The organism is Candidatus Tectomicrobia bacterium, assembly GCA_016192135.1.
Classification (GTDB): domain Bacteria; phylum UBA8248; class UBA8248; order UBA8248; family UBA8248; genus 2-12-FULL-69-37.
Window position 1 is genome coordinate 54,106 of sequence record JACPUR010000023.1, and the last position, 22,531, is coordinate 76,636.

General features: G+C 72.5%; 18 protein-coding genes. 6 read left to right on the top strand and 12 right to left on the bottom strand.

The window, feature by feature from the left end; genetic code table 11:
• Positions 1 to 46: 46 nt before the first annotated feature.
• From galU to tolQ, 8 genes are all read right to left on the bottom strand, one after another.
• A complete protein-coding gene (galU, locus tag HYZ11_10705; GenBank protein MBI3128063.1) occupies positions 47 to 922 on the bottom strand; it encodes a UTP--glucose-1-phosphate uridylyltransferase GalU in 876 nt (291 codons plus the stop codon).
• Positions 923 to 1,019: 97 nt separating this feature from the next.
• Entirely contained in the window at positions 1,020 to 3,083 is a 2,064-nt protein-coding gene (gene ligA, locus HYZ11_10710) for an NAD-dependent DNA ligase LigA (protein ID MBI3128064.1), read from the bottom strand.
• Between the two features lie 42 nt (positions 3,084 to 3,125).
• A complete protein-coding gene (gene ybgF / locus HYZ11_10715) occupies positions 3,126 to 4,043 on the bottom strand; it encodes a tol-pal system protein YbgF (protein MBI3128065.1) in 918 nt (305 codons plus the stop codon).
• 69 nt (positions 4,044 to 4,112) lie between these two features.
• The gene (gene pal, locus HYZ11_10720; GenBank protein ID MBI3128066.1) at positions 4,113 to 4,679 is read right to left on the bottom strand and encodes a peptidoglycan-associated lipoprotein Pal; all 567 of its coding nucleotides are present in this window, start codon (positions 4,677 to 4,679) and stop codon (positions 4,113 to 4,115) included.
• A 213-nt stretch (positions 4,680 to 4,892) separates the two neighbouring features.
• Positions 4,893 to 6,245, bottom strand: coding sequence for a Tol-Pal system beta propeller repeat protein TolB (gene tolB, locus HYZ11_10725; protein MBI3128067.1), 1,353 nt, complete (start codon positions 6,243 to 6,245; stop codon positions 4,893 to 4,895).
• Positions 6,246 to 6,267: 22 nt separating this feature from the next.
• On the bottom strand, positions 6,268 to 7,260 hold the full coding sequence (locus HYZ11_10730; protein MBI3128068.1) for a cell envelope integrity protein TolA: 993 nt from the start codon (positions 7,258 to 7,260) through the stop codon (positions 6,268 to 6,270).
• 7 nt (positions 7,261 to 7,267) lie between these two features.
• Positions 7,268 to 7,708: a biopolymer transporter ExbD gene (locus tag HYZ11_10735; protein MBI3128069.1), complete on the bottom strand. Its 441-nt coding sequence runs from the start codon at positions 7,706 to 7,708 to the stop codon at positions 7,268 to 7,270.
• A gap of 14 nt (positions 7,709 to 7,722) precedes the next feature.
• On the bottom strand, positions 7,723 to 8,421 hold the full coding sequence (gene tolQ / locus HYZ11_10740) for a protein TolQ (protein ID MBI3128070.1): 699 nt from the start codon (positions 8,419 to 8,421) through the stop codon (positions 7,723 to 7,725).
• A 217-nt stretch (positions 8,422 to 8,638) separates the two neighbouring features.
• On the opposite strand from tolQ, the gene HYZ11_10745 reads away from it, so the two are divergent.
• The 6 genes from HYZ11_10745 to HYZ11_10770 all read left to right on the top strand — a co-directional run bounded on the left by HYZ11_10745 (position 8,639) and on the right by HYZ11_10770 (position 15,809).
• Positions 8,639 to 9,829, top strand: a complete 1,191-nt coding sequence (locus HYZ11_10745) for a M20 family metallopeptidase (protein ID MBI3128071.1) — start codon at positions 8,639 to 8,641, stop codon at positions 9,827 to 9,829.
• Positions 9,826 to 12,045, top strand: coding sequence for a transglycosylase SLT domain-containing protein (locus tag HYZ11_10750; protein MBI3128072.1), 2,220 nt, complete (start codon positions 9,826 to 9,828; stop codon positions 12,043 to 12,045). Before HYZ11_10745 ends, HYZ11_10750 begins: the two co-directional genes overlap by 4 nt.
• Entirely contained in the window at positions 12,042 to 13,223 is a 1,182-nt protein-coding gene (locus tag HYZ11_10755) for an anhydro-N-acetylmuramic acid kinase (protein MBI3128073.1), read from the top strand. Before HYZ11_10750 ends, HYZ11_10755 begins: the two co-directional genes overlap by 4 nt.
• Before the next feature lie 83 nt (positions 13,224 to 13,306).
• A complete protein-coding gene (locus tag HYZ11_10760) occupies positions 13,307 to 14,488 on the top strand; it encodes a M20 family metallopeptidase (protein ID MBI3128074.1) in 1,182 nt (393 codons plus the stop codon).
• A 5-nt stretch (positions 14,489 to 14,493) separates the two neighbouring features.
• Positions 14,494 to 14,997 carry a cyclic nucleotide-binding domain-containing protein gene (locus tag HYZ11_10765; GenBank protein MBI3128075.1) on the top strand — a complete coding sequence of 168 codons (504 nt, stop codon included), beginning with the start codon at positions 14,494 to 14,496 and terminating at the stop codon, positions 14,995 to 14,997.
• 287 nt (positions 14,998 to 15,284) lie between these two features.
• Complete coding sequence (locus tag HYZ11_10770; protein ID MBI3128076.1) at positions 15,285 to 15,809, top strand: cyclic nucleotide-binding domain-containing protein; 525 nt, start codon at positions 15,285 to 15,287, stop codon at positions 15,807 to 15,809.
• A gap of 220 nt (positions 15,810 to 16,029) precedes the next feature.
• Here HYZ11_10770 and HYZ11_10775 read toward each other — a convergent pair whose 3' ends face one another.
• From HYZ11_10775 to HYZ11_10790, 4 genes are all read right to left on the bottom strand, one after another.
• Complete coding sequence (locus tag HYZ11_10775; GenBank protein MBI3128077.1) at positions 16,030 to 18,957, bottom strand: tetratricopeptide repeat protein; 2,928 nt, start codon at positions 18,955 to 18,957, stop codon at positions 16,030 to 16,032.
• Positions 18,954 to 20,561 (bottom strand): D-aminoacylase, encoded by a 1,608-nt coding sequence (locus tag HYZ11_10780; protein ID MBI3128078.1) that lies wholly within the window; start codon positions 20,559 to 20,561, stop codon positions 18,954 to 18,956. The genes HYZ11_10775 and HYZ11_10780 overlap by 4 nt, the downstream gene beginning before the upstream one ends.
• An 87-nt stretch (positions 20,562 to 20,648) precedes the next feature.
• Positions 20,649 to 21,851 (bottom strand): amidohydrolase family protein, encoded by a 1,203-nt coding sequence (locus HYZ11_10785; GenBank protein ID MBI3128079.1) that lies wholly within the window; start codon positions 21,849 to 21,851, stop codon positions 20,649 to 20,651.
• Between the two features lie 4 nt (positions 21,852 to 21,855).
• Positions 21,856 to 22,449 carry a hypothetical protein gene (locus HYZ11_10790; GenBank protein MBI3128080.1) on the bottom strand — a complete coding sequence of 198 codons (594 nt, stop codon included), beginning with the start codon at positions 22,447 to 22,449 and terminating at the stop codon, positions 21,856 to 21,858.
• Positions 22,450 to 22,531: the final 82 nt, after the last annotated feature.

Sequence of the window (22,531 nt, forward strand, 5' to 3'; positions counted from 1 at the left end):
CGCCTGGATGCCGGGGGCTCGGGTTCCGGCGGGCCTGGGTCGGCGATCAAAGGGAGAGGTTCCTCAGATAGGCGCGGAAGGAGGGCCCCAGGTCCTCGCGGGCGAGGGCATACTCCACCGTGGCCTGCAGGAATCCCAGCTTGTCGCCCGCGTCATAGCGCTTGCCCTCGAACTCGTAGGCGTACACCGGCTGGCTCCCGAGGAGGAGGCGGATGCCGTCGGTGAGCTGGACCTCGCCCTTCGGGTCCTTCGGGGTGCGCTCCAGGACGCCGAATATCTCGGACGGCAGGATGTAGCGCCCGATGATGGCGAGGTCGGAGGGGGCCTTCTCCGGCGAGGGCTTCTCCACCATCCCCTTGAGCGAGGTGAGCCGCAGGCCCGGCGCGGGGCTCCCGTCCGGGACGACCACGCCGTATTTCGATACCTGATCCCTGGCCACCCGCATCGCCGCGACCACCGCGCCGCCGCGCGCCTCCTGGACATCGGCGAGCTGGCGGATGGCGGGGACCTCGCTGCGAATCAAGTCGTCGCTCAGGATGACGGCGAAGGGCTCGTCGCCCACCACGTCCTTGGCGCAGAGGACGGCGTGGCCCAGCCCGCCCGGCACCTTCTGCCGGATGGAGGAGATGTGCGCCTTCCGCGAGATCTCCTGGACGATCTCGAGGTGGCTCTCCTGCCCCCGCTTGCGCAGGTGGTCCTCCAGCTCGTAGGCCACGTCGAAATGGTCCACCATCGAAACCTTCCCGCGCCCCGTGATGAACACGATCTGGTCGATCCCCGCGTCCAGCGCCTCCTGGACCCCGATCTGGATCTGCGGGGTGTCCACGATGGGGAGCATTTCCTTCGGGATCACCTTCGTGGCGGGAAGAAACCGCGTGCCGAGGCCGGCGACCGGAAAAACGGCTTTTCGCACTTTGCTCAATGGCTATCCCAATGGAAAAGGAAGAATAATCCGGAGGCGAGCCGCGCGGGTGAGCCTGACGCTGCTTCCGGGATCATAGGGAAGCCCCGCCCCCCCGTCAAGGAAGCGGCCCCCCGGCCAGGACGGCGTCGAACTCCGCCTCGCCGAGCACCCGCACCCCGAGCTTCTCGGCCTGCGCGAGCTTGGAGCCAGCGGCCTCGCCCGCCACCACGTAGTCCGTGTTCTTGCTGACCGACCCCGTCACCCGGCCGCCCAGCGCCTCGATGGCCCGCTTGGCCTCGTCCCGGGTGCGGGAAGAGAGCGCCCCCGTGAGGACGAAGGTCTTGCCGGCGAGGGAGGCGCCGCCGCCCGCCGCCCGCGCGGGGGAGGCCGGCCGCACCCCGGCCGCGAGGAGGTTCTCCACCATCCGCCGGGAGCGCTCCTCCTCGAAGAAAGAGCGGATGCTCCGGGCCACCTGGGGGCCCACCTCGTGGACGGCCATCAGCTCCGCCTCCTCGGCCGCCATGAGAGCCTCGATGGATCCGAAGCGGGCGGCCAGGACATCGGCCAGGTGCTCGCCCACGTGGCGGATGCCCAGGGCGTAGATGAAGCGCCCGAGGCTCCGCGTCCGGGCCTTCTCGATGGCCGCGGCCAGGTTCTCCGCCGATTTCTTGCCCATCCGCTCGAGCGCGGCGAGCGCCTCCGGCGCGAGGCGGAAGAGATCGGCCGGCTCCCGGACCAGCTCCTTGTCCACGAGCTGGTTCACGAGCTTCTCGCCCAGGCCGTCGATGTCCAGGGCGTGCCGCGAGCCGAAGTGGCGCAGGCTCTCGCGCACCACGGCGGGGCACAGGGGATTCGGGCAGCGGAGCGCCGCCTCGCCCTCCTCGCGGCGGACGCCCGTGCCGCAGACCGGGCACGCGCGCGGCATCTGGACGGCGCGGGCGCCGGGGGGGCGCTTCTCCTTCACGACCGAGACCACCTCGGGGATCACGTCCCCCGCCCGCTGGATGAGAACGGTGTCACCCACGCGGACGTCCTTGCGGCGCATCTCCTCCTCGTTGTGCAGGGTGGCGCGGGAGACCTCCACCCCGCCCACCCGCACCGGCCGCATGGCGGCGACGGGCGTGATCGCCCCGGTGCGGCCCACCGAGAAGAGGACGCCCTCGACCACGGTCGCCGCCTGGCGGGGGGGGAACTTGTAGGCGATAGCCCACCGCGGGGCGCGGGAGGTGGCGCCCAGCTCGCGCTGGAGGTCGAAGGCGTCCACCTTGAGCACGACGCCGTCGTACTCGTAGGGGGAGCGCTCGCGGCCCGCCAGCATCTCGCGGTGCCAGGCGAGGGCCTCGTCCAGGCTCCCGCAGCGCCTCCAGGCCGGGTTCACCGGGAGGCCCCACGCCTTGAACGTGTCGAGCAGCTCGGCCTGGGACTTGAACGCGTGGCCCTCCATGCGCCCCGCGCCGTAGAAGCAGACGGCCAGCGGGCGGGCGGCCGTGATGCGCGAGTCGAGCTGGCGCAGGGAGCCCGCCGCCGCGTTGCGCGGGTTGGCGAAGAGGGGCTCGCCCGCCTCCCCGCGCGCCCGGTTGAGTCGCTCGAAATCGGCGATGCGCATGAATATCTCCCCGCGCGCGGCGAGGAGGCGGGGCGGGGGCGGGCCGCCGGGGGGCGTCCGGAGGCGGAGGGGGACCCCCTGGACCGTCCGCAGGTTTTCCGTCACATCCTCCCCGCGCTCGCCGTCCCCGCGCGTGCCCCCCGCCTCGAGGACGCCGCCCCGGTAGATGATCTCGACGGCCAGCCCGTCGAGCTTGGCCTCGGCGGTGTAGGCGATGGACGCCACCTCGCGGTCGTAGGTCTGGCGGAGGAAGCGGGCGGCCCGCTCCTCGAAGGCGCGCACCTCCCCTTCGGTGAGGGCGTTCTCGAGGCTGAGCATGGGCGGGTCGTGCTCGAAGACCTCGAACGCATCGAGGGGCGGCGCCCCGACGCGGCGGGTGGGTGAATCGGGACGGGCCAGGGCGGGATAGGCGGCCTCGAGGTCCTGGAGCTCGCGGAAGAGGCGGTCGTACTCGGCGTCCTCGATCTCGGGGCTGTCGAGGGCGTAGTACAGGTGGCTGTGCCGGTGGAGCTCCTCGGCGAGCTCCTCGGCCCGGGCGCGCACGTTCCGGGGGACGCGGCTGGGGTCAGTCATGGCCGTTCATGGCTGGCGGGGAGGGCTCGGCGGGCGCTTCCCTCACTGCAAGTTCTTCAGGCGCTCCGCCGCGGTACGGGCGGCCTCGGAGTTGGGGTACCTCTGCTGCAGCCGCATCAGCAGCTCCCGGGCGCTCGCGCGGTCCCCCAGGTTGAGGAAGGACAGGCCCTCCTGCAAGAGGGCGTCGGGCGCCTTGTCGCCGTTGGCGTAGTCCACCTGCACCTTGTTGAAGGCCAAGATGGCCCGCTCGTAGTTGCGCTCCTCGAAGTAGGTCTGCCCGATCCAGTACTGGGCGTCGTCGGCCAGCTCGTGGCCCGGATGCTTGGCGAGGAAGGCGCCTAGCAGGCTCCGCGCGCGGGGATAGCTCCGGTCCTCCTGCAATGCCTTGAGGGCCTGGTTGAACTCCTCCTCGGGCCCGGAGAGCCTGGCCTCGGCGGGAGGCGCCTGGGGCGCCTCGGACGGCTGCGGCGCGCGTGCCGCGGGCGGAGCGCCCGGGACGGCGGCCGGCGGGGCGCCTTCCCCGGCGGGGGGAGCGCCCGGCCTGGCCTCGGCGGGGGGGCCCGGCTGCGCCGGGGCGCCGGAGCGGCCGGAGCGCGCCAGGGCGAGCTCGTTCTCCAGCGATTCCACCCGGCCCCGCATCTCCTCGAGCTGCTGCCCTAGCTTCTGGACCGAGGCTTCGCCGTCGCGGCGGCCGCGCTCGAGGCTGTCCACCAGGCCCTGCATGGCCCGGCGAATCTCCTCGATCCGTTCCTCCTGGTTCGACAGGCCGCGCCGGAGGCCCACGAGGCTCTCGCGCACGTCCGGGGACGCCCCGGGGGCCGCCCCCGGGGGGGGCGGCGGCGAGGCGGGCTCCGGGAGGCCGCCGAGCCTTCCCTCGCCCGGGGCCGCGCACCCGCCCAGCAGGAGGGCGAGGACCCAGGGGGCGAGCCGGACGAAAGCGGGAGCGAGATTCATGCGCATGAGAAAAAAACTCCTCGGCGGGGCTCGCCCGCCGAGGAGTCCTTCCTTCGGAAAAAACCGGGCAAGCGCTTAGTTCATCCCCGCCGGAATCCCTCCGGTCACGTTGAACTTCGCGCGGCGGTTCTTGGCCCAGGCCAGCTCGTTGCGGCGCGGATCCAGGGGGCGCTCCTTGCCGAAGCTCACCGTCTCGATCCGCGAGGCGTCCACGCCCAGGGAAACCAGATAGTCCTTGGCGGCCTGGGAGCGGCGATGTCCGAGGGCGATGTTGTACTGCACCGTGCCGCGCTCGTCGGCGTGGCCCTCGATCTGGATCTTGATCGTCGGGTTATCGGCCAGGAACTTGCCCTTCGCATCCATGATGGGACGCATGTCGGGCCGGATTTCAGACTTATCGAAATCGAAATGAACGAGGTCGTTCTCGAAGCTCGCCAAGCCCGACTTGAACGCCTCCCGGCGGCGCTGGCGCTCGGCCTCGGTCATGCTTCCAGCCTCTTGCTGGCCGGCACGGGCACCGGGAGCGGAGGTCACCGCCTCGTCGCTCTTCACCGTCTGTTGAGCGCAGCCGGTCGTGACTGCCAACAGGGCCACGCCCAACATGGCCAGTCCCACCCGCTTCCAACTCGCCGCTTGCGACATTCAGACTTCCTCCTCGATTCCCGAAAAGGCGCTCGGGTCGCGCGTAAAACTTAATTTTACAAGAGGTTACACAACCTCTTTCCTTCGGGTCCCGGGCATGCGCAAGTAGAAAGTTACCCAATTTCGAAACAGCCATTAAGTATAAGTCGGCGCCCCCGGCGGAGCAAGGGGGGTTTTTAGGAAATTTTAACCTGTTTCAGAATCGCCGGCCCATCACGGCAGGGCGGGCGACCACGCCGGCTCCTGGCCGAGCTGAAGGCGCTTGAGTTCGGTTCCGGCCGAGGTCATGACGTAAATCTCCTTCCGGCCCGAGCGATCCGACGAAAAGGTGAGGTGCCGGCCATCGGGCGACCAGCTGGGCGACTCGTTCTTTCCCTGGGCGCCCGTCAGGCGGCGCAGGTCGGAGCCGTCGGGATTGACCGTGACGATATCGATCGAGACGTGGTCGCTGACCCGGGTGGAGTAGGCGATGCGGTCCCCGCGCGGGCTCCACCGGGGCTCGGTGTTGTAGGTGCCCTGGAAGCTGATCCGCCGGGGGTCGCTCCCGTCCGCGTTCATCACGTAGATCTGGGGACCGCCCGATCGCCCCGAAGCGAACACGATGCGCCTGCCGTCCGGGGAGAACGAGGGCGTGACGTCGATCCCGAAGCTGCGGCTGAGGCGGGACCTCACGCGGGTGGCCATCTCGTAAAGGACGAGCTGATAGGTGCGGCCCGTCCGCTCGGCGTAGGCGAAGAAGCGGCTGTCGGGGGAGAAGTTCCCGCCGATGCCCTGGGCGGCGGGCGCGTTGACGCGGAACTCGGCCCCTCCGTTGGTGGGGAGGATGAACACCCCCGGCGGGCTCGACTTGAACGAGGAGTAGGCGAGCCACCGGCCGTCGGGGGACCAGGCGGGTGCGTTGTTGCCCATGCCGTTGCGCGTCACCCGCCGGAGGTCGGCGCCGTCCCAGTCCATGATGTAGATCTCGCCGCGCTCGGCGGGCGAGCTGCGCGAGACGAAGGCGATCTGCGTGTCGAAGATGCCCTTCTCGCCGGTGTAGCGCTCGAGGACGGCGTTGGCGAAGCGGTGGGCCATCAGCCGCCAGCTCGAGCGCGGGTACTGGAAGCGCTTGCCGAGCTCCTGCGCCCCGCGTGCGGTGTCGTAGAGGAAGATCTCGGCCGTGATGGAATTCCCGCCGACCGTGTAGCCGCCCTTGACCAGGCCCTCGGCCTTCACCACGTTCAGCCACTCGGGGAACTTCTGCTCCTCGAGGCGTATGCCCGCCTGGAGGGGGTTCTCCGGGTAGCTCCGCCGGTCCTGGACGTAGAAGAGCCCCGTGCGCGAGAGGTCCTCCTCGATCACCTGGGCGATCTGGAGGCCGAGCGGGTCGCGGGGCCCGTCGAGCGGCCGGAGCTCCGGGATCGCGAGCCGGATCTTGCGCGCGGCGGGGGAATAGATGTCGATGAAGGTCCGGGACGCCGCGAGCGCCCCGGGAGCCGGCGGCCCGGCGGCGAACCCCGCGAGGAGAAGAAAAAGGAAGAGGCGCAGCCGGCCCCGGAGGCGCGGCCGGGCCCCGGGCTCATTCACCGTACCGGCCCACCCTCGAGCGTCAGCGGCAGAAGCTCGCGCCGCAGAAACGGAATCCCAAAGCAAGCACACTCTCCTTCACCGAATTGGGCGGCACGGGGAACGCGGGCGTCGCGGCCCGCTCCACGGCCCGCAAGGCGGCCTCGTCGTAGACCTTGTTGCCGCTCGACTTCTCGATTTTCAGGCCGCGGACGCCCCCGCCGCGGTCGACATCCACCGCGATCGTGACGCTCAGCCTGTCCAGGTCCGTCAGATTGAGGGGAATCGTCCAGAAGCTGCGAACCCGCTCGCCCAGGAGGCCGTAGTAGCGCTCGAGCTCGGTGCGGGCGACGCCCCCGCCGCCCCCTCCGATGCTGCCGCCGCCCTGGCCGTCCCCGCCGCCCTCGCCCGGATGCCCCGCGGGCGGGGTCTGGGCGCGCGCCGCCTGGGACGCCTCCTTCTGCCGGCGGTCGGCCTCGCGCTTGAGGTTCGCCTCGTACTGGCGGCGCCAGCGGTCCTCGCGCTCCCGCCGCTCGCGGATCTCCTTGAGGCGCGCGTCGCGCTCGCGCTGCTTGCGCTCCCGCTCGTCCCTCTCCTTCCGCTCCCTCGCGGCCTTCTCGGCCTGCTCCGCCTGGAGCTGCCTGATCCGGCGGATGTTCTCGATCTCCTCCTTGCTGGGCGCGGGCGGCTTCTTCGCCTCGGGCGCCTTGGGCGCCGCGGGGACGGGAACCGCCTTCTCCTTCAGGTCCTCGGGGCGGTCCCCGGACTTCCCCTTCTGGGAGCCGCCCGGGATCTGGTCCGCGCCCACCAGGCTCACGGCGGTGCCGCTGCCGTAGAACCTGGCCTTGGTCTCGGAGGGATGGTAGAGGGTCCAGCCGAACAGCAGGACGTGGAGCGCGACCGACCCGGCCCAGGCGCGGCGGAAGCGCGGGTCCTGGATGAGGGGCCGCGAGGGCCCGGCGCCGTGCGGGGCCTCGGGCGCGGCATCCTCCGCCAGCGCCGCCAGGCGGTCCTTCCCGTTCGGCGGGGTTCTCATGCGAGCCTCACCGCCGGCGCCGGCTCGCGCTCTCGGGCTCGAGAGGGTCCGTCACCATGTTGAGCTTCGTGATTCCCGCCGCGCGGATGACGGCCATCGTCTCGACCACCCGGCCGTAGGGGACCGTCCGGTCGGCGCGCAGGAAGATCTCCTTGTTCGCCCGCGACCGGAACAGCGCGGCGATCTTCGGCTGGAGCTCCGCGAGCTCGTGCGGGTGATCGTTCAGGTAGACCTTCTGCCCGCGGTCCACGGTGACGACCACCGCGTCCTCGGCGACGCGGGACCTCTCCGCGGTCACCTTGGGGAGATCCACGTTGACGGCCTGGTTCTGCGTCTCGAGGAGCGGGGCCGTCACCATGAAGATCACCAGCAGCACCAGCATCACGTCCACGAGGGGCGTGACGTTGATCTCCGACATCGCACTGCCGCGCGTGATTTTTACAGCCATGGCGCCCTCTCCCCCTACATCCGCATGAAGTGCCGGCCCACGAGGTTGAGGAAGTCGGCGGTGAAGTTCTCGATGTCGTTCGCGATGACCTTCACGCGGTTCTGGTAATGGTTGTAGGCGATGACGGCCGGGATGGCGGCCGCGAGGCCCAGGGCGGTGGCGATGAGGGCCTCGCTGATGCCCGGCGCCACCACCGCCAGGCCGGCCGAGCCGCGCGAGCCGATCTCCCGGAAGGAGTTCATGATGCCCCACACCGTCCCGAACAGCCCGATGAAGGGAGTGGCGCTGCCGGTCGTCGCCAGGAAGGTCAGCAGGCGCTCGAGCTTGCCCACCTCCTGGTTGGCCGCGCGCCGGAGCGCCCGCTCCACGGTCTCGACGCCGGTTGACTCCGTCGTGGTGAGGACGGAGGCCTCCTCGGCCCCTCCTCCCTTGGCGGAGCGCGCCTTGACCACCTGCTCCACCTCCTGGTAGCCCGCCGCGAACACCTGGCCGATCGGGCTGTCGCCGAACTCGCCCGTCTCGTTGTAGAGGTGGTCGAGCCGCTTCGCCTTCCAGAACACCGCGAGGAAGTCGTCCGAGCGATGCCTCGCGCGCCGCAGCTCGAAGTATTTCCAGATGATGATCGCCCAGGACGAGAGCGAGAAGGCGATGAGCATGAGCAGGACGAAGAACACAACGCCGCTCGACCGGAACGCCAGGCCCCACAGATCCATCTCGGAGGCGATGGGGCCGTTGGCGGGCGGAATGGGAGCGGCAGTGGCGGCGAAAATGGACAGAGAAACCACCGGATGGATCCTCCAGGCCAGGCGGGCAGCAAAGTATCGCGCTTTTGCAAAAGGCAGTCAATACAGCGGTTTTTCGGGAAACATTGACACGGATTCTCGGGCTTTTCATAATCCCCCGGCACCCGCCCGCCACGGAGGTTTGCGCGTGGACGCCCTGGAGCGCGCAAAGAAAAACGCCGTCGACTGCGTGGACAGCCTCGCGGGCGACCTCTGGACGCTCTCCCGGGAGATCCACCGGGACCCGGAACCGAGCCTCCAGGAGCACCGCGCCTGCCGCCGCCTCTGCGCCTTCCTCGAGGGCCAGGGCTTCGAGGTCCGAAAAGGGGTGGGCCGGCTTCCGACCGCCTTCGAGGCCCGCCGCCCCGCCCGGCGCGGGCGCCCGGCCGTCTCCTTCCTCTCGGAATACGACGCCCTGCCGGGCCTGGGCCACGCCTGCGGGCACAACGTCATCGGAGTGGCGAGCGCCGGGGCGGGGGCCGCGCTGGCCCGGGCCGTGGGGCCGGAGGCGGGGGCGGTGGTGGTGACCGGCACCCCGGCCGAGGAGGCGGGCGGAGGTAAGGTTTTCCTCGCGAAACAAGGCCTTTTCCGGGGGCTGGACGCCGTGATGATGTTCCACCCGGCGGGAGAAACCCGGGCGGAGGTGAACTTCCTGGCCTTGAACGAGCTGCGCTTCCACTTCACCGGGCGGGCCGCGCACGCCTCGGCCTCCCCGGAAAGAGGCATCAACGCCCTGGACGCCGTCCTGGCCACCTTCCAGGCCGTCGCCGCCCTGCGCCAGCACATCCCCCCGGAGGACCGCGTGCACGGCGTCATCACCGAGGGAGGGGAGGCCCCGAACATCGTCCCGGCCCGCGCCTCGGCCTGGTTCTACGTCCGGAGCACGACCCCCGGGGGGGTGAAGGCCCTCGCCCGGCGGGTGGAGGACTGCGCCCGGGGGGCCGCCCGGGCCACCGGCGCCCGGCTGCGCATCTGGCGCAATCCCGTCGCCTACGCCCCGATGCGCGTCAACCGCTCCCTCGCCTCTCTCTTCCGCGAGAACCTCCGCCGGCTCGGGGTGCGCGAGCCCGACCCGCTGCCGCCCCTGGCCATGGGCTCATCCGACGTGGGCAACGTGAGCCAGGCGGCGCCCACCATCCATCCCGAGATCCAGATGGTGCCGGCCGGCGTCTCGGCCCACACCCCGGCCTTCGCCCGCGCGGCCGGGGGAGCGCCCGGCCGCAAGGCCCTCCTCCTGGGCGCCAAGGCGCTCGCCATGACGGGCGCCGACATCCTCCTGAACGCGAAGGCCCGCTCCCGGGTGCAGGCCGAGTTCCAGGCCGCCGGGAGGAGGCGATGAGGCGCCCCGCCCTCCTCCTCGCGGGGCTGCTCCTGGCCGCCGGCCCGGCGCTCGCCGCCCCTTCCAAGCCCGCCCCGCCCAAGCTCTCCGCCGCGCCCGCCTCCCCGCCTCACGTCGTGCCCATGCCGGAGGGGGTACGTTCGGCGGCGGAGCGCGAGGACCTCCCCGCGCTGCTGCGGGCGCTGGAGTCCATCCCGGACGGCCCGGACGGCCGCCGCGCCTTCCTCGAGGGCTACGCCCATCTCCAGGCGGGGCGGCCGGAGGAGGCCATCCCCCGGCTGCGCCGGGCGCTCGAGCGGGCCCCCGACCTCAAGAGCCACGCCCTCTACTTCCTGGCCCTCGCGGCGGAGAAGCGCAAGGACGATGAGGCCGCCCGCAGTGCCCTCGAGGAGCTCCTGAAGGCCGACCCCAGCCACCCGCACGCGCCCCAGGCGCACGAAACCCTCGCCCGCCTCGCCCTCCGGCGCGCGGCGCCCCGCGAGGCGGCGAAATGGCTGTGGGGCCTCCTCCGCCTCTACCCGAACCACGAGCGGGCGGACGCCCATCTCGCGCTCCTCGCCCAGGCCCTGGAGGAGGCGGGCGACCCGCGCGAGGCGGCGCTCGCCTGGCGGCGGCTTTGGCTGGACCTCCCCGAGAGCCCGCTCTCGGCCCAGGCGATCGGGCGCGCGGAGGGCCTGGCCCTCCTGGCCAAGCCGCCGCTCCCCCCCCTTCAGGCCCCGGACCACTACCTGCGCGCCCGCCGCCTCCAGCGGCTCCACCGCCACCGCGAGGCCCTCGAGGCCTACCGCGAGCTGGACCGCCGGTTCCCGGGTTCCCCCTACGCGGGACAGGTCCGGCACCGCATGGCCATCGCGCTCTACTCCCTCCGGCGCACCGCGGAGGCCCGCATCGCGCTCGAGGAGGCGGTGCGCAGCGCGCCCCCGGCCTCGCCCGCCCGGGCCGAGGCCCGCTACCACCTCATGCGCAATCACCTTCGGGCTGACGACAAACTCGCCTTCGAGGAGGACGCCAAGCTTCTCCTCCAGGAGAGCCCGAACTCCCCCTGGGCGGCCCGGGGGCTGAACCTCCTCGCCCACGTGCACGGCGACGACGGCGAGCGCGACCTCGCGGCGAAGTACTTCGAGCAGCTCATCCGCCAGTACCCCGCCTCGCCGCTCGCGCCCAAGGCGCTGTGGCAGCTCTCCTGGGTGCGGTTCGAGGAGCGCGACGACGCGGCGGCCCTCAAGGGCTTCCAGGAGCTGGTCCGCCGCTACCCGGACCACCCGCTCGTCCCCTCGGCGCTCCACTGGTCGGGCGCGGCGTCGGAGCGCTCGGGCGAGCGCGACCGGGCGGTTCCCCACTACCGCGACTGCGTGCGCCAGGGCCGCCACCAATACTACGGGCACCTCTGCCTGGAGGCTCTCGGGCGCCTGGCGCGCGAGGGGCTGACGGGCGCGGCCTCGCCGCCCCCGCCGGGCGAGGCGGGCTTCCGGGAGTGGAACGCCCCACCCGCCGGGCCCCTGGAGCCCGGGGCGCTCTCCCACTGGCGCGCGGCGGAGCTGCTCGCCTCGATGGGCCTCCATCACCTGGCGGGGGAGGAATACGAGCGGCTGGGCCCCTCGCCCTACTTCCGCTACCGGGCGGCGATGGCCTTCTCGCGCCGGGGGTTCCACGAGCGCGCGGCGCCGATCCTCCAGGGGCAGTTCCGCGGCGCCATCCGGACGGGGGGAGCGGACCTGCCGCCCGAGTTCTGGCGGGCGATCTTCCCCCTGCGGGCCGGGCCGGGGCAGGTGGACGGCGTCGACCCGCTCCTGGTCAACGCCATCATCAAGGCCGAGAGCTCCTTCGACCCCAGGGCCTTCTCCCCCGCCGGGGCGATGGGCCTCATGCAGCTCATGCCCGGGACGGGCCGCAGCCTCGCCCGGCGGGTCAAGCTCAGCCTCGCGTCGGACAGCCAGCTCTTCGACCCGGAGCTGAACGTGCGGCTGGGCTCCCTCTACCTCGCGGGGCTCGTCAAGGAGTTCGGCGGGGAGCTCGTCCCCGCGATCGCGAGCTACAACGCGGGCCGCAACGTGGTGAGGCGCTGGTGGCAGAAGCGGGGGGACGAGCCGATGGCCGTCTTCATCGAGCGCATCCCCTACCAGGAGACGCGCGAGTACGTGAAGCGGGTCCTCGGCTACTACCGCGAGTATCGCCGCGTCTACGGCGTCGGCCGCGCCTCCGGCTCCCCCTCATGAGGGAATCCCCGCACACCCTGGGCGTCGGCCTCATGTCGGGGACCTCGGCCGACGGCGTGGACGCCGCCCTGGTCAAGATCGCGGCGGGGAAGGCCGAGCTCGCCCACTTCCATTCCGCGCCCTACCCGCCCCGCCTGCGCGAGCGCATCCTGCGCGCGGCGGGGGAGCCGGGGGCCTCGACGGCCGAGATCTGCTCCCTCCACCGCGAGATCGGCGAGGCCTTCGCCCGGGCGGCGCTCGAGCTGCTCGCGGCGGCGGGGGTCGTCTTCCACCGCGTGGGATTCATCGGGAGCCACGGCCAGACCGTGCGCCACCTGCCCGAGGGAGGCGAAGGGGCGGACGGCCCCCTTCTCCCCTCCACCCTCCAGCTCGGGGACGCGGCCGTCATCGCCGAGCGCACGGGGCTGACCGTGGTGGCGGACTTCCGCGCCCGGGACGTGGCCGCCGGGGGCTCGGGCGCCCCGCTCACCCCCTGGGCCCACCGCTTCCTCTTCGAGCGGCCGGGCGCGCCCTGCGCCTTCCTCAACCTGGGCGGGATCTCGAACCTCACCTACATCCCGCCGGCGGGGCGGCCGGGGCTTTTCGGCTTCGATTGCGGGCCCGCCAACATGGCCATCGACGGCTACGTCGAGCGCTGGACCGGCGGGGCCGAGCGTTTCGACCGCGGGGGGGCCCTCGCCGCCCGGGGCCGGGTGGACGAGGAGGCCCTCGCCGCCCTGATGGCGCACCCCTTCCTCCACCTCCCTCCTCCCAAGAGCACGGGCCGGGAAACCTTCGGCGCCGCCTTCCTCGAGGGCGCGCTCGCCCGGCTCCGCAAGCGCGATTCCCCGCCGGACGAGATCGCCACCCTCACCGCCTTCTCGGCGGAGTGCGTGGCGCAGGCGGTCCGCCGGTTTTTGCCGAGGGAGGCTCCCCCCGCGGAGATAATCGTGGGCGGGGGCGGATATCAAAATGAGACGCTCCTGGGCCGCCTGCGCGAGCGCCTGGCGCCCATCCCGGTTCGATCGAGCGCGGAGCGGGGGGTGCCGCCCGGGGCGGTCGAGGCCGTGGCGTTCGCGCTCCTGGGCTGGGCGGCGCTGAAGGGGATTCCGGCCAACGTCCCGGCGGCGACAGGGGCGAAGCGCGAGGTCGTGCTGGGGCACATCACGCCGGGGGACCGGCTCCAGGCCGCTCCCTGAGCCTCCCGCAAAAAGTGAGGCGCCTTACAGCTCGAAACCCCGAATCTGGGGCATAATACGGCATGGCCTCCCAAGGAGCCCGCATGGACGCCCCCTTCCAGGACGAAGCCGTCTCCCTGACGCGCGAGCTCGTCCGGATCCCGAGCGAGAACCCGACCGGAAGCGAGGCCCGCGTGGCGGACTGGCTGGAGGACTACCTGCGGGGGCTGGGCCTCCCGGTCGAGCGGGACCGCGTGGCCGAGGGGCGCGAGAACGTGGTGGCCGAGATCGCCGGAGAGGCCGCTCAGCCGGCGCTCGTCTTCCTGAACCACATGGACACCGTGCCCGCGGGCGAGGGCTGGACGCGCGATCCCTTCGCGGCGGAATGCGCCGAGGGCAGGCTCTGGGGCCGCGGGACATGCGACATGAAGGGCGGCCTCGCCGCCGCCCTCGTGGCGCTCAGGGGGCTCAAGAAAAAAGTGGACGCGGGCGCCCGCCCCCTGCGCACCGTGCGCTGCTGCCTGGTGGTGGACGAGGAGAGCCCCTGGATGCGGGGCGCCGCCGCCGCCATCGAGCGCGGGCGCATCGGCGCGCGCGACGTGGTGCTGGCCTGCGAGCCCACGCGCATGCGGCTCGTCACCGCCCAGAAGGGCGCGATGTGGTACGAGGTCCTGATCTCGGGGCGGAGCGCCCACGCCTCGGTGCCGCACGCGGGGGCGGACGCCGTCCTCGCCGGCGCGCGGACGGTGCTGCGCCTCCACGCGGAGGCCGCCTCCCTGAAGGCGTCCGACCCGCTCCTCGGCCGGACGACGGTAGTGGCGAGCGTCGTCCAGGGGGGCCGCAAGACGAACATCGTGGCGGACCGCTGCCGCCTCGAGGCGGATGTGCGCTTCGTGCCGCCGCTGGGCGTCGCGGACGCGCGCGGGCTGGTCGAGCGCGCGGCGTGGGCCGCCTGCGCGGAGACGCCGGGGACCTCCGCCGAGGTGCGGGCCCTCTCGGTGGACCGGCCCCCCATCTTCTCCGACCTGGGGAGCGAGGGCGGCGCGATCCTCTCCCGCGCGCTGGCCGAGGCGGCAGGCGCCCCGCCCGAGCCGGCGGGCGTGAGCTACTACTCCGATGCCGGGCTGGCCGCCGCGCGGACGGGCAGCCGGCAGTGCTTCCTGCTGGGCCCGGGCAACGTGGAGCAGGCCCACGGGCCGGATGAGTTCGTCGACATCGAGGAGCTGCGCCGGGCGGCGCGGGTCTTCGGGCGCCTGACGGAGCGCTTCGCCCTCGGCGGAGGATAAGGGACATGCCCGACGAACCCGGCCAGCAGCCCGCCTTCCAGAAGCTCACGTTCAAGAAGGAGGCCGTCCCACCCCAGCTCCAGGCCCTCATCCGCAAGCTGCAGAAGACCTACCTCTTCTTCTCGGACATGCTCGAGGACGAGGTGGGCCAGTTCCTCAAGCTGTGCAAGCGGGAGACCTTCGAGGACGGCAAGAAAGTCTTCTCCCAGGGCGAGCTCGGCAACACCTTCTACCTTGTGGTGTCGGGAGAGGTGCGCATCATGGTGGAGAACACGGAAGTCGCCCGGCTAGGGCCGGGGCAGGTGTTCGGCGAGATGGCCATCCTGGAGGAAGCCCCCCGCAACGCGACCGCGCTGGCGCTGGGGAACACCCTCCTCTTCTCCATCTCCCGCAGCGTGCTGGCCACCCGGGCCCCGGTGCTGGGCTTCAAGGTGGTGGTCGGCATGGCGCGCCAGCTCTCCGTGAAACTCCGCGAGGCGAACGAGCTCATCCGCAAGCAGGAAAAATAGCCGGGCCGCCCGCGACGCCGGGCGCAGAAATCATCCCCGTTGAGCCCCGCTCCCCTCTCCCCTTGGGAGAGGGGCTGGGGGTGAGGGAGTGGAATCCCGTACCGCCGAATCTTCCCTCACCCCGGCCCTCTCCCGGAGGGAGAGGGAGGCCGAACTGGGAGGCGGCCAAGAGGGCCAGGCAATTTGGCCTTAACGGCCCATCATTAGAGGCACCCCAGGGGAGCGAAAAACCGCCCGCGACGCCGGGCGCGCCCTCTCCCTTTTTTCCCCTTTGGAGGCTTCATCCCATGCAGGCGCCCAAGCCGGCCCAGCCGGAGCCCCGCCCCCCGAACCCCGCCCTGGACGCCGCGCCGATCATGCGCGAGGGCGGGCCGAACATGGAAGGCCTGCTCGCGAAGCTCCGGGGCTCCTACTCCTTCTTCTCCGGCATGAGCCCGCAGGAGCTCGTGTGGTTCCTCCGGCTGTGCAGCCGGCGCTCCTACGAGCCGGGCGACGTGATCTTCCAGGAGGGGGAGATGGGCGACTGCTTCTACCTCATCATCTTCGGGGAGGTCGCCATCAGCCGGGGAGGCGCCCCCATCGCCACACTCGACGACGGGAACTGCTTCGGAGAGATGGCGGTGCTGGAGAGCACCCCGAGGAACGCCACCGCCACGGCCGCGAAGAAGACTCTCGTCTTCTGCGTGGAGCGCGAGATATTGACGAACGTCTTCCCCTCGCTCGGCTTCAAGGTGGCGGCGAGCCTCGCGAGGGACCTCTCCCAGAAGCTGCGGGAGGCCGACGATCGCCTGAAGGGCAAGCGGGAGGGGTGAGGGGGTGTCTGCCGCCAGCGAGAATCTGTACGGGCGGGTTTGAAACCCGCCCCTGCGAAGGGACATCGCCGGCCGCTTCCGTAGGGGCGTTCCATGGAACGCCCCTACCTTTTTGGCGTCCTGCGTTCTGCGCCCCCACGAAGCCCTCACCCCGGCCCTCTCCCAGGGGGTGAGGGAGAACAGAAGAGGCGGCAGGTCCCGCCTCGCTTGACCCCTCCCCCTACAGCCCCTGCGCCCGGTCCACCTCCTCCAGCATGGCCCGCACCTTCTCGAGCTGCTCCTCCGAGCCGGCTTCCTTGAACAGGTCGCGCGCCTCGGTTAGGCGCAGGCGCGCCTTGTCGAGGGCGCCCTGCTCGAGGTGGAGCCGCCCCAGGTTGCCGAGGCTCGTGGCCTGGCCGACGAGGTGATCCTCCTCGCGGTTGATCCGGAGCGCCCGCTCGTAGGCCTCCTCGGCCTCCTCGAGGTCCCCCCGGAAGTAGTGGATGTTCCCGATGTTGCTCAGGTGCGCGGCCTCGCCCTTGCGGTTGCCGAGCTCCCGGTGGATGGCGACCGCCTTTTCGTAGTAGCTCAGGGCGCGGGTGAACTGATCGAGCGCGGTGTAGGTGCCCCCCATCTGCCCCAGCACGAGAGCCTCGCCCGCCGCGTCGCCCATCTCGCGGCAGGCGCGCGAGGCTTCCTCGAGGTTCTTGAGGGCCGCGTCGGCGTCCCCGAGCTGGGTCTGGACCGAGGCGAGGGCGACGAGGGCGCGCGCCCACTCGGCGTGCTCGCCCGACTTCCGGAAGTGGGAGGCCGACTCCGCCAGGTGCTCCCGGGCGCGCCCGGCGTCCCCCAGCCGCCTCAGGAGCTGGCCCGCCCGCAGGTGGAGGCGGGAGAGCTGGGCCGGGTCCCCCTTCGTCCCCAGCGCCTCGATGGCCGAGGCCGTGGCCTCGGCCGCCCGGGCGTGGTCGCCCTTCACCTGGTAGAAGTACCCCAGGTTGCGGAAGGCGGCGGCGCGGAGCGAGGCGTCGCCCCCCGCCTCGCGGACGGCCTCCTTGCAGTAGGAGATGGCGGGATCCACCTTTCCCCGCGCGAAGGTGGCCACGGCCAGGGCGTTCAGCACGGGGCCCAGCCGCCGCGCCCGGCGGAGCGCCTCCTTGAAGTGGCTCGAAGCCTCGTCGTGGCGCCCCAGCAGGTGCTCCACGATCCCCAGCCGGATGTACTCCTCGGGCTGGACCGCCGCCTTGCCCGCCTGGCGCTCCTGAAGGTCGGTGAGCGCCGCCTGGGTCACCCCCTGCGCCCAGGCGGGGAGGCGGACCTCCCCCTCTTCCGCGAACAGCAGGTCGCCCGGGCAATGGTCGGCGGCGAGCTTGCGCACGAGGTCGGCCGGGGAGGCGGCCGGGACGGGCGCTTCTTCTTCCTCCCGCGGGAGATCGTCTTCGTCCGGCATCGCGGAAGGAGACTCCGCCGCCGGGAGGGCGGGCGCCTCGGGAAGGGGGGGAGGGGGAGGAGCGGGAGGTTCCCCGGGGCGGCCGGGGGAGGGCGCGACCTCTCCCTGCTTGGAGATGTTCTCGAGCGCCTCGTTCTCCTCGTAGAGGAGCGCGTTGCCGATGGGCTCCTCGGACACGTCCTCCTCGGGCAGGCCCCGCTCGCTCCGCAGGACGGCGAAGACATCGGCGCCGCCCTCTTCCTCGGAGGGTAGATCGGGCGGCCGCTCCCCCGTTTCGGTTTCAGCCGGGGCGGAGGGGGCCGGCGCGGCGGCGGCGGGAGGCTCCTCCTCCAGCTCCTCGAGGAGGATGGCCCCTTCTTCCTCCCCGGGCGCGCGGGCCTCCTCGATGACGTCCGGCTCCTCCTCCTCGGAGGGAAGGGCGGGCAAATCCGCCTCCTCCGGCGCGCGGCGCGCCTCGCCGGCCTCCCGGGGAGCGGCGGGCGCCTCCTCGATCGCCTCCTCGTCCATCAGGAAGAGCGCCTCTTCCCCGGCGGCGCCCTCTCCGCCCGCGGCGCTCCCCTCGCCCGCTGTTTCACCAGGCTCCTCCGCGAACACCGGAGCGTCCCCGATGGGAGCGGCGGGCGGGACGGCGCGGGAAGCGGCCGGAGGGGCGTCCGGTTCCTCCTCCTCCTCGGCGGGGAAGGGCGCCGTCTCCTCCTCCTTCAGGAACAGGTCCGGGGCAGGCGCCTCCGACGCGGCCGCTTCCTCGTCGAACAGGGAGACTTCCTCGGGCGCCGCCTCGCCAGCCCCGGGCGGAGCGCTCTCGGGCTCTCGCGGCGGCCCGGGGGCGGCGGAGGCGGGCTCCCCGGGCAGCGCGGCCGCCGCCTCGTCGAAACCGGAGTACGCGGGGGCTTCCCCGGCGCCGAGGCCGAGGAAGTCGCCTTCCTCCCCCTCTTCCCGGGCCGGTTCCTCGTCCCGGGCCGGCGGGGCGGGCGCCAGGGCCTCCGAGACCAGGGGGGGGCGCTCCTCCGGCGAGACGGAGATGTGGGGCCGCCAGGGCAGGGCGGCCGGATCGGCGGGGGCGGCCGGGGAGGAGGGCGCGGCGGCGTCCGTCACCGCGAGGCCCATGAGCTGGGCGACGGTGAGCCGGAAGGGCGCCTCCTTCGGGGCGGGAAGATTTTCCCACCAGGGCCTGCGCCCCCCGTTGCCGGACGAGGCGCCGCCGTGAGACGCGGGGGCTTCCCGGGGACCGGGAGAGATGGAAGCCGGCGGGGCGGGCGGAGGACCAGGGGCGCGCGGCGGCCCGGCGGGGGCGGAGGAAATGAGGTCGAGAGCCTCCTCGCCGCCCTCCGCCTCATCCGGGGGCCGCAGCGGCTTGGGCACGCTGGCGGCCTCCATCTGGCGCTTCTGCTCCTCCCGCCGCCGCTCCTCGCCGGCGCTGATGGGGATGGCCTCGAGCGCCTTCATGCGGGAGGGGATGCTGCCGTCCGAGGCGCGGGAGGAGGCGACGTACTGCCTCTCCGGCTCCTGGGGCGCCTCGTCTCCGCCGGCGACCCTCTCCACCTCCTCGGGCACCCCGGTCCCCCAGGGGGTGGGCTGTCCCCCCTTCTGGAGATAGGGCTCCCAGGCGTCGGCGGGGAAGCTCCCCCGGCGCCCGGCGCGCCGGTGGTAGAGCCAAAGCGCGGCGAGGCAGGCCCCCGCGAGGAGGCCCACCAGGCCCAGCGTGCCGTAGAGGCCCATCATGGCGTCCGGCCGCCGTTCGAAGCGGGCTTGCGCAGCCCGCGCCCGGGCCGGGCCCCGGTATGGGCTCCGCCCTCCACGACGGGGACGCCGTTCACGAGGACCATCTCGATTCCCTCGGGATAGGCCATGGGCGTTTCGTAGGTGGTGCGGTCGCGCACCCGCGCGGGGTCGAAGAGCACGAGGTCGGCCTTGAAGCCCGCCCGCAGGACGCCCCGGTCCCGGATGCCCAGCCGCCGCGCGGGCGCGGAGGTCATCTTGCGGACGGCCTCGGCGAGCGGGAGCAGGCCCTCGTCGCGAGCGAGGTTCCCGAGCACGGCGGGGAAGGTGCCGAAGTTCCGGGGATGGGGGCGGCCCGCGCCGAGCGGCGGCTCGTGGGTGAGCGCCCCGGCGTCCGAGCCCACCATGACGTAGGGCTTCCTCAGGATGCGGCGCATGTTCTCGCCGCTCATCATGAAGATGAGGATCTCCACCTGGAGCCGGTCCTCGGCGAGGAGGTCCATCATCGCCTCGCAGGGGTCGAGGCCGCGCCGGAGGCCCAGCCCGGCGAGGGTCAGGCCCTCGCAGCCGGCGTTCTTCCCGGTGAACGCGCGGCTGATGAGGACGCGTTCCCAGTACTCGGGCTCGGGGTGGGCGGCGAGGATCTCCGCGCGGATGCGGGCCCGGCTCTCGGGCGAGCGGAGGCGGGCCAGCCTCTCCTCCAGGCTCCCGTCGTGCGCCCAGTCGGGCAGCAAGGCGCTCAGGTGGGTGTTCGAGGCGGTGTAGGGATAGCGGTCGCTGGTCACGTCCTGCCCGCGCGCCCGCGCCTCCTCGATGAGGGAGAAGGCGGCGTCGAGCTTGCCCCAGTTCTTCTCCCCCGCAGTCTTGAGGTGGCTGATCTGGAGGGGGAGGCCCGCGTCGCGCGCCGCGCCGATGACCTCCTCGATCGCCTCGAGCAGCCCCCCGCCCTCGCTGCGCATGTGGGTGGCGAGGAGGCCCCCGCGCGCGCCCGCCACGCGGCAGAGCGCGGTCAGCTCCCCCCGGTCCGCGAAGCAGGCCGGGGCGTAGATGAGCCCGGTCGAGAGGCCGAAGGCGCCCTCGGCCATCCCCTGGGCGACCATGGCCTCCATCCGGGCGAGCTCCCCGGCGGTGGCGGGCCGGGCGCTCCCGCCCATCACGCTCGCGCGCACGGTGTTGTGGCCCACGAGGGGGGCGTAGTTCACCGAAATGCCGGTTTCTTCCATCCGGCGGAGGTGGCCATCCAGGGTGTCGAAGGGGAGCTCCAGGCCGTACTGCTCGCGGTAGCTCCCGGCGCGCTCCCGGGCCTCGGGGCCCCCGATGGGGGCGGCGGAGTAGCCGCAGTTGCCCCCGACGTCGGTCGTCACCCCCTGGCGCACCTTGGCCTCGGCCGTGGGGTTGATCAGGAGGTAATAATCGGAGTGGCCGTGGATGTCGACGAAGCCGGGCGAGAGCGCCATGTCCCGCGCGTCGATGGTCCGGCGGGCCGGGCCCTCCACCCGGGGGCCCGCCGCCGCGATGGCGTCCCCGGAGACGGCCAGATCGCCCGGATAGGGCTCTCCGCCCTCCCCGTCGTAGAGCAGGGCGCCGCGGAACAAGAGGTCATGCATTGGGCCGGACCCCGCGCAGGCGGCAGGGCGAAAAACGCCGCAGAAGGCCGCAAAAACAATTCTTTCCGCCGCATTATGGTGGATTCGCTAGGGCGCCGCAAATGAAATCACCCACTCTCCCCCCGCCATCACGGCCCGGATCGCGAGGGTGGCGGGATCGAGGACGCAGAGGTCGGCCGGGGTGCCCGGGAGGAGGCGGCCCGCCTCCTCCTGGAGCCCGAGCAGGCGGGCGGGCTGCTGGGTGGCCGCGGCCACGGCGCGGCCGGGGGAGAGGCCGGTCCACCTCCGGTAGTTCGGGAGCATCTCCCCCAGCGAGAGGCGGCTCCCGGAGAGGATGCCTCCGCGCCGCACGGCGGCGCCCTCCGCGGAGGCGCCCTCTCCCGAGAGGCCCCGGTCGGAGACGAGGTCCGAGGTGAGGACGACGCGCTCCCAGCCCCGGGCCCGCGCGAAGGAGGCGATCGCGCCGGGATGCACGTGGACCCCGTCCGCGATGAGGCCGGCCATGAGGCGCGGGTCCGAGGCGGCCGCGGCCATGGGCCCCGGCGCGCGGTGATCGGGCGGGCCTCCGCCCGGCGCGCCGTAGCGGTTGAAGGCGTGGACGGCGAAGCGCGCGCCGGCTTCGATGAATGCCTCCACTTGTTCCTCGGTGGCGGCGGTGTGGCCCATCGCCACGGCCACGCCGCGCCCGCTCATCGCGCGGGCGGCCTCCAGGGCGCCCCCCGCCTCGGGCGAGAGGGTGAGGAGGCGGAGCCCGGGACGGCCCGAGGGGCCGAAGCCCCCCGCCGCCTCCCCGATGCGCTCGAGTTCCTCCAAATCCGCGGGGCGGAGGTGCTCCGCCGGATGGGCCCCGCGCATGGCGGGGTTGAAATAGGGGCCTTCGAGGTGGAGGCCGAGGATGGCGGCGCCCCGGCCGGCCCCGCGCCGCTGGCGCTCCCAGGCCTCGCGGGCCGCCCGGGCGGCGCGCAGGAGATCCTCGGGGGGGGCGGTCGTGGCGGTGGGGAGGAAGGCGGTGGTGCCCCGGCGGGCGAGCTCCCGGGCCAGGCGGAGGAGGCCCTCCGCGTCCGCGCCGAGGACGGCCTCGGGCCCCAGGCCGTTCACCTGGAGGTCGACGAAGCCCGGGCAGACGGCGGCGCCCCCGAGGTCGGCGCGGCGGACGCCGGGGGGAAGGGGGAGGGCGCTCCTCGGCCCCACGTAAGCGAAACGCCCTCCTTCGACGAGAAGGAGGGCGTCGGGGATCCGCTCGAGAGGGGTCCAGGCCTCGCAGCCGGTGAGGGCCAGGGCCTCCGGCACGGGCCTAGCCCTTTCGGAGCTTCTTGAGACCTTCGCGGACGTCCTCGTTGGCCTTGATCAGGGTATCCACGTTCCGCCGCGCGGCGTCGTAGAGCGCCGCCTCCAGGCGGTTCAGGATGATCCGCCCGGCCAGGGTGTTCACGCCCGGCATGGGGGGAGGCAGCTCCTTCGCCTTCTCGGGGTTCTTGGCGTACTCCTGGACCTGGGTGCTCACCTCGCGGTCGTCGTAGAGCTCGTTCAGGGCGTAGAGGTAGGTGAGCTTGACGTAGTCGCGCTCCTTGCGCTCCTGGTCCCGCGTCTCGCGGACGATGTTCTCCATGTCCGCGGCCTCCGGCTTCTTGCTCGAGGAGCGGCAGGCCTTCTCGATCTCCTTGAAATAGTTGGCGTGCTCGTACGCCGGGGGGAACTCCTCCCCGGGGATCTTGCTGCTGATCTCGAACTGGATGCCGTCCTTCTGGAAGCGGGGAGGTCCGATTTCGTAGGTGATGCCCTTGACGTTGAAGCGGTCCCCCTTCTTCAGCTCGAACTTCTTCTGGAGGTCCTTGGTGAGGCGGTTGAGCGTCCGGGAAGCGACCTGGGTGAACAGTTGCTCTTTCAATGTGCCCATATCCGATCCCCCTGCGAAAGCCCCAAACAGGGCAGGGAACATGCCCCACCCGGCCGAGGATCGTCAAGCCCTT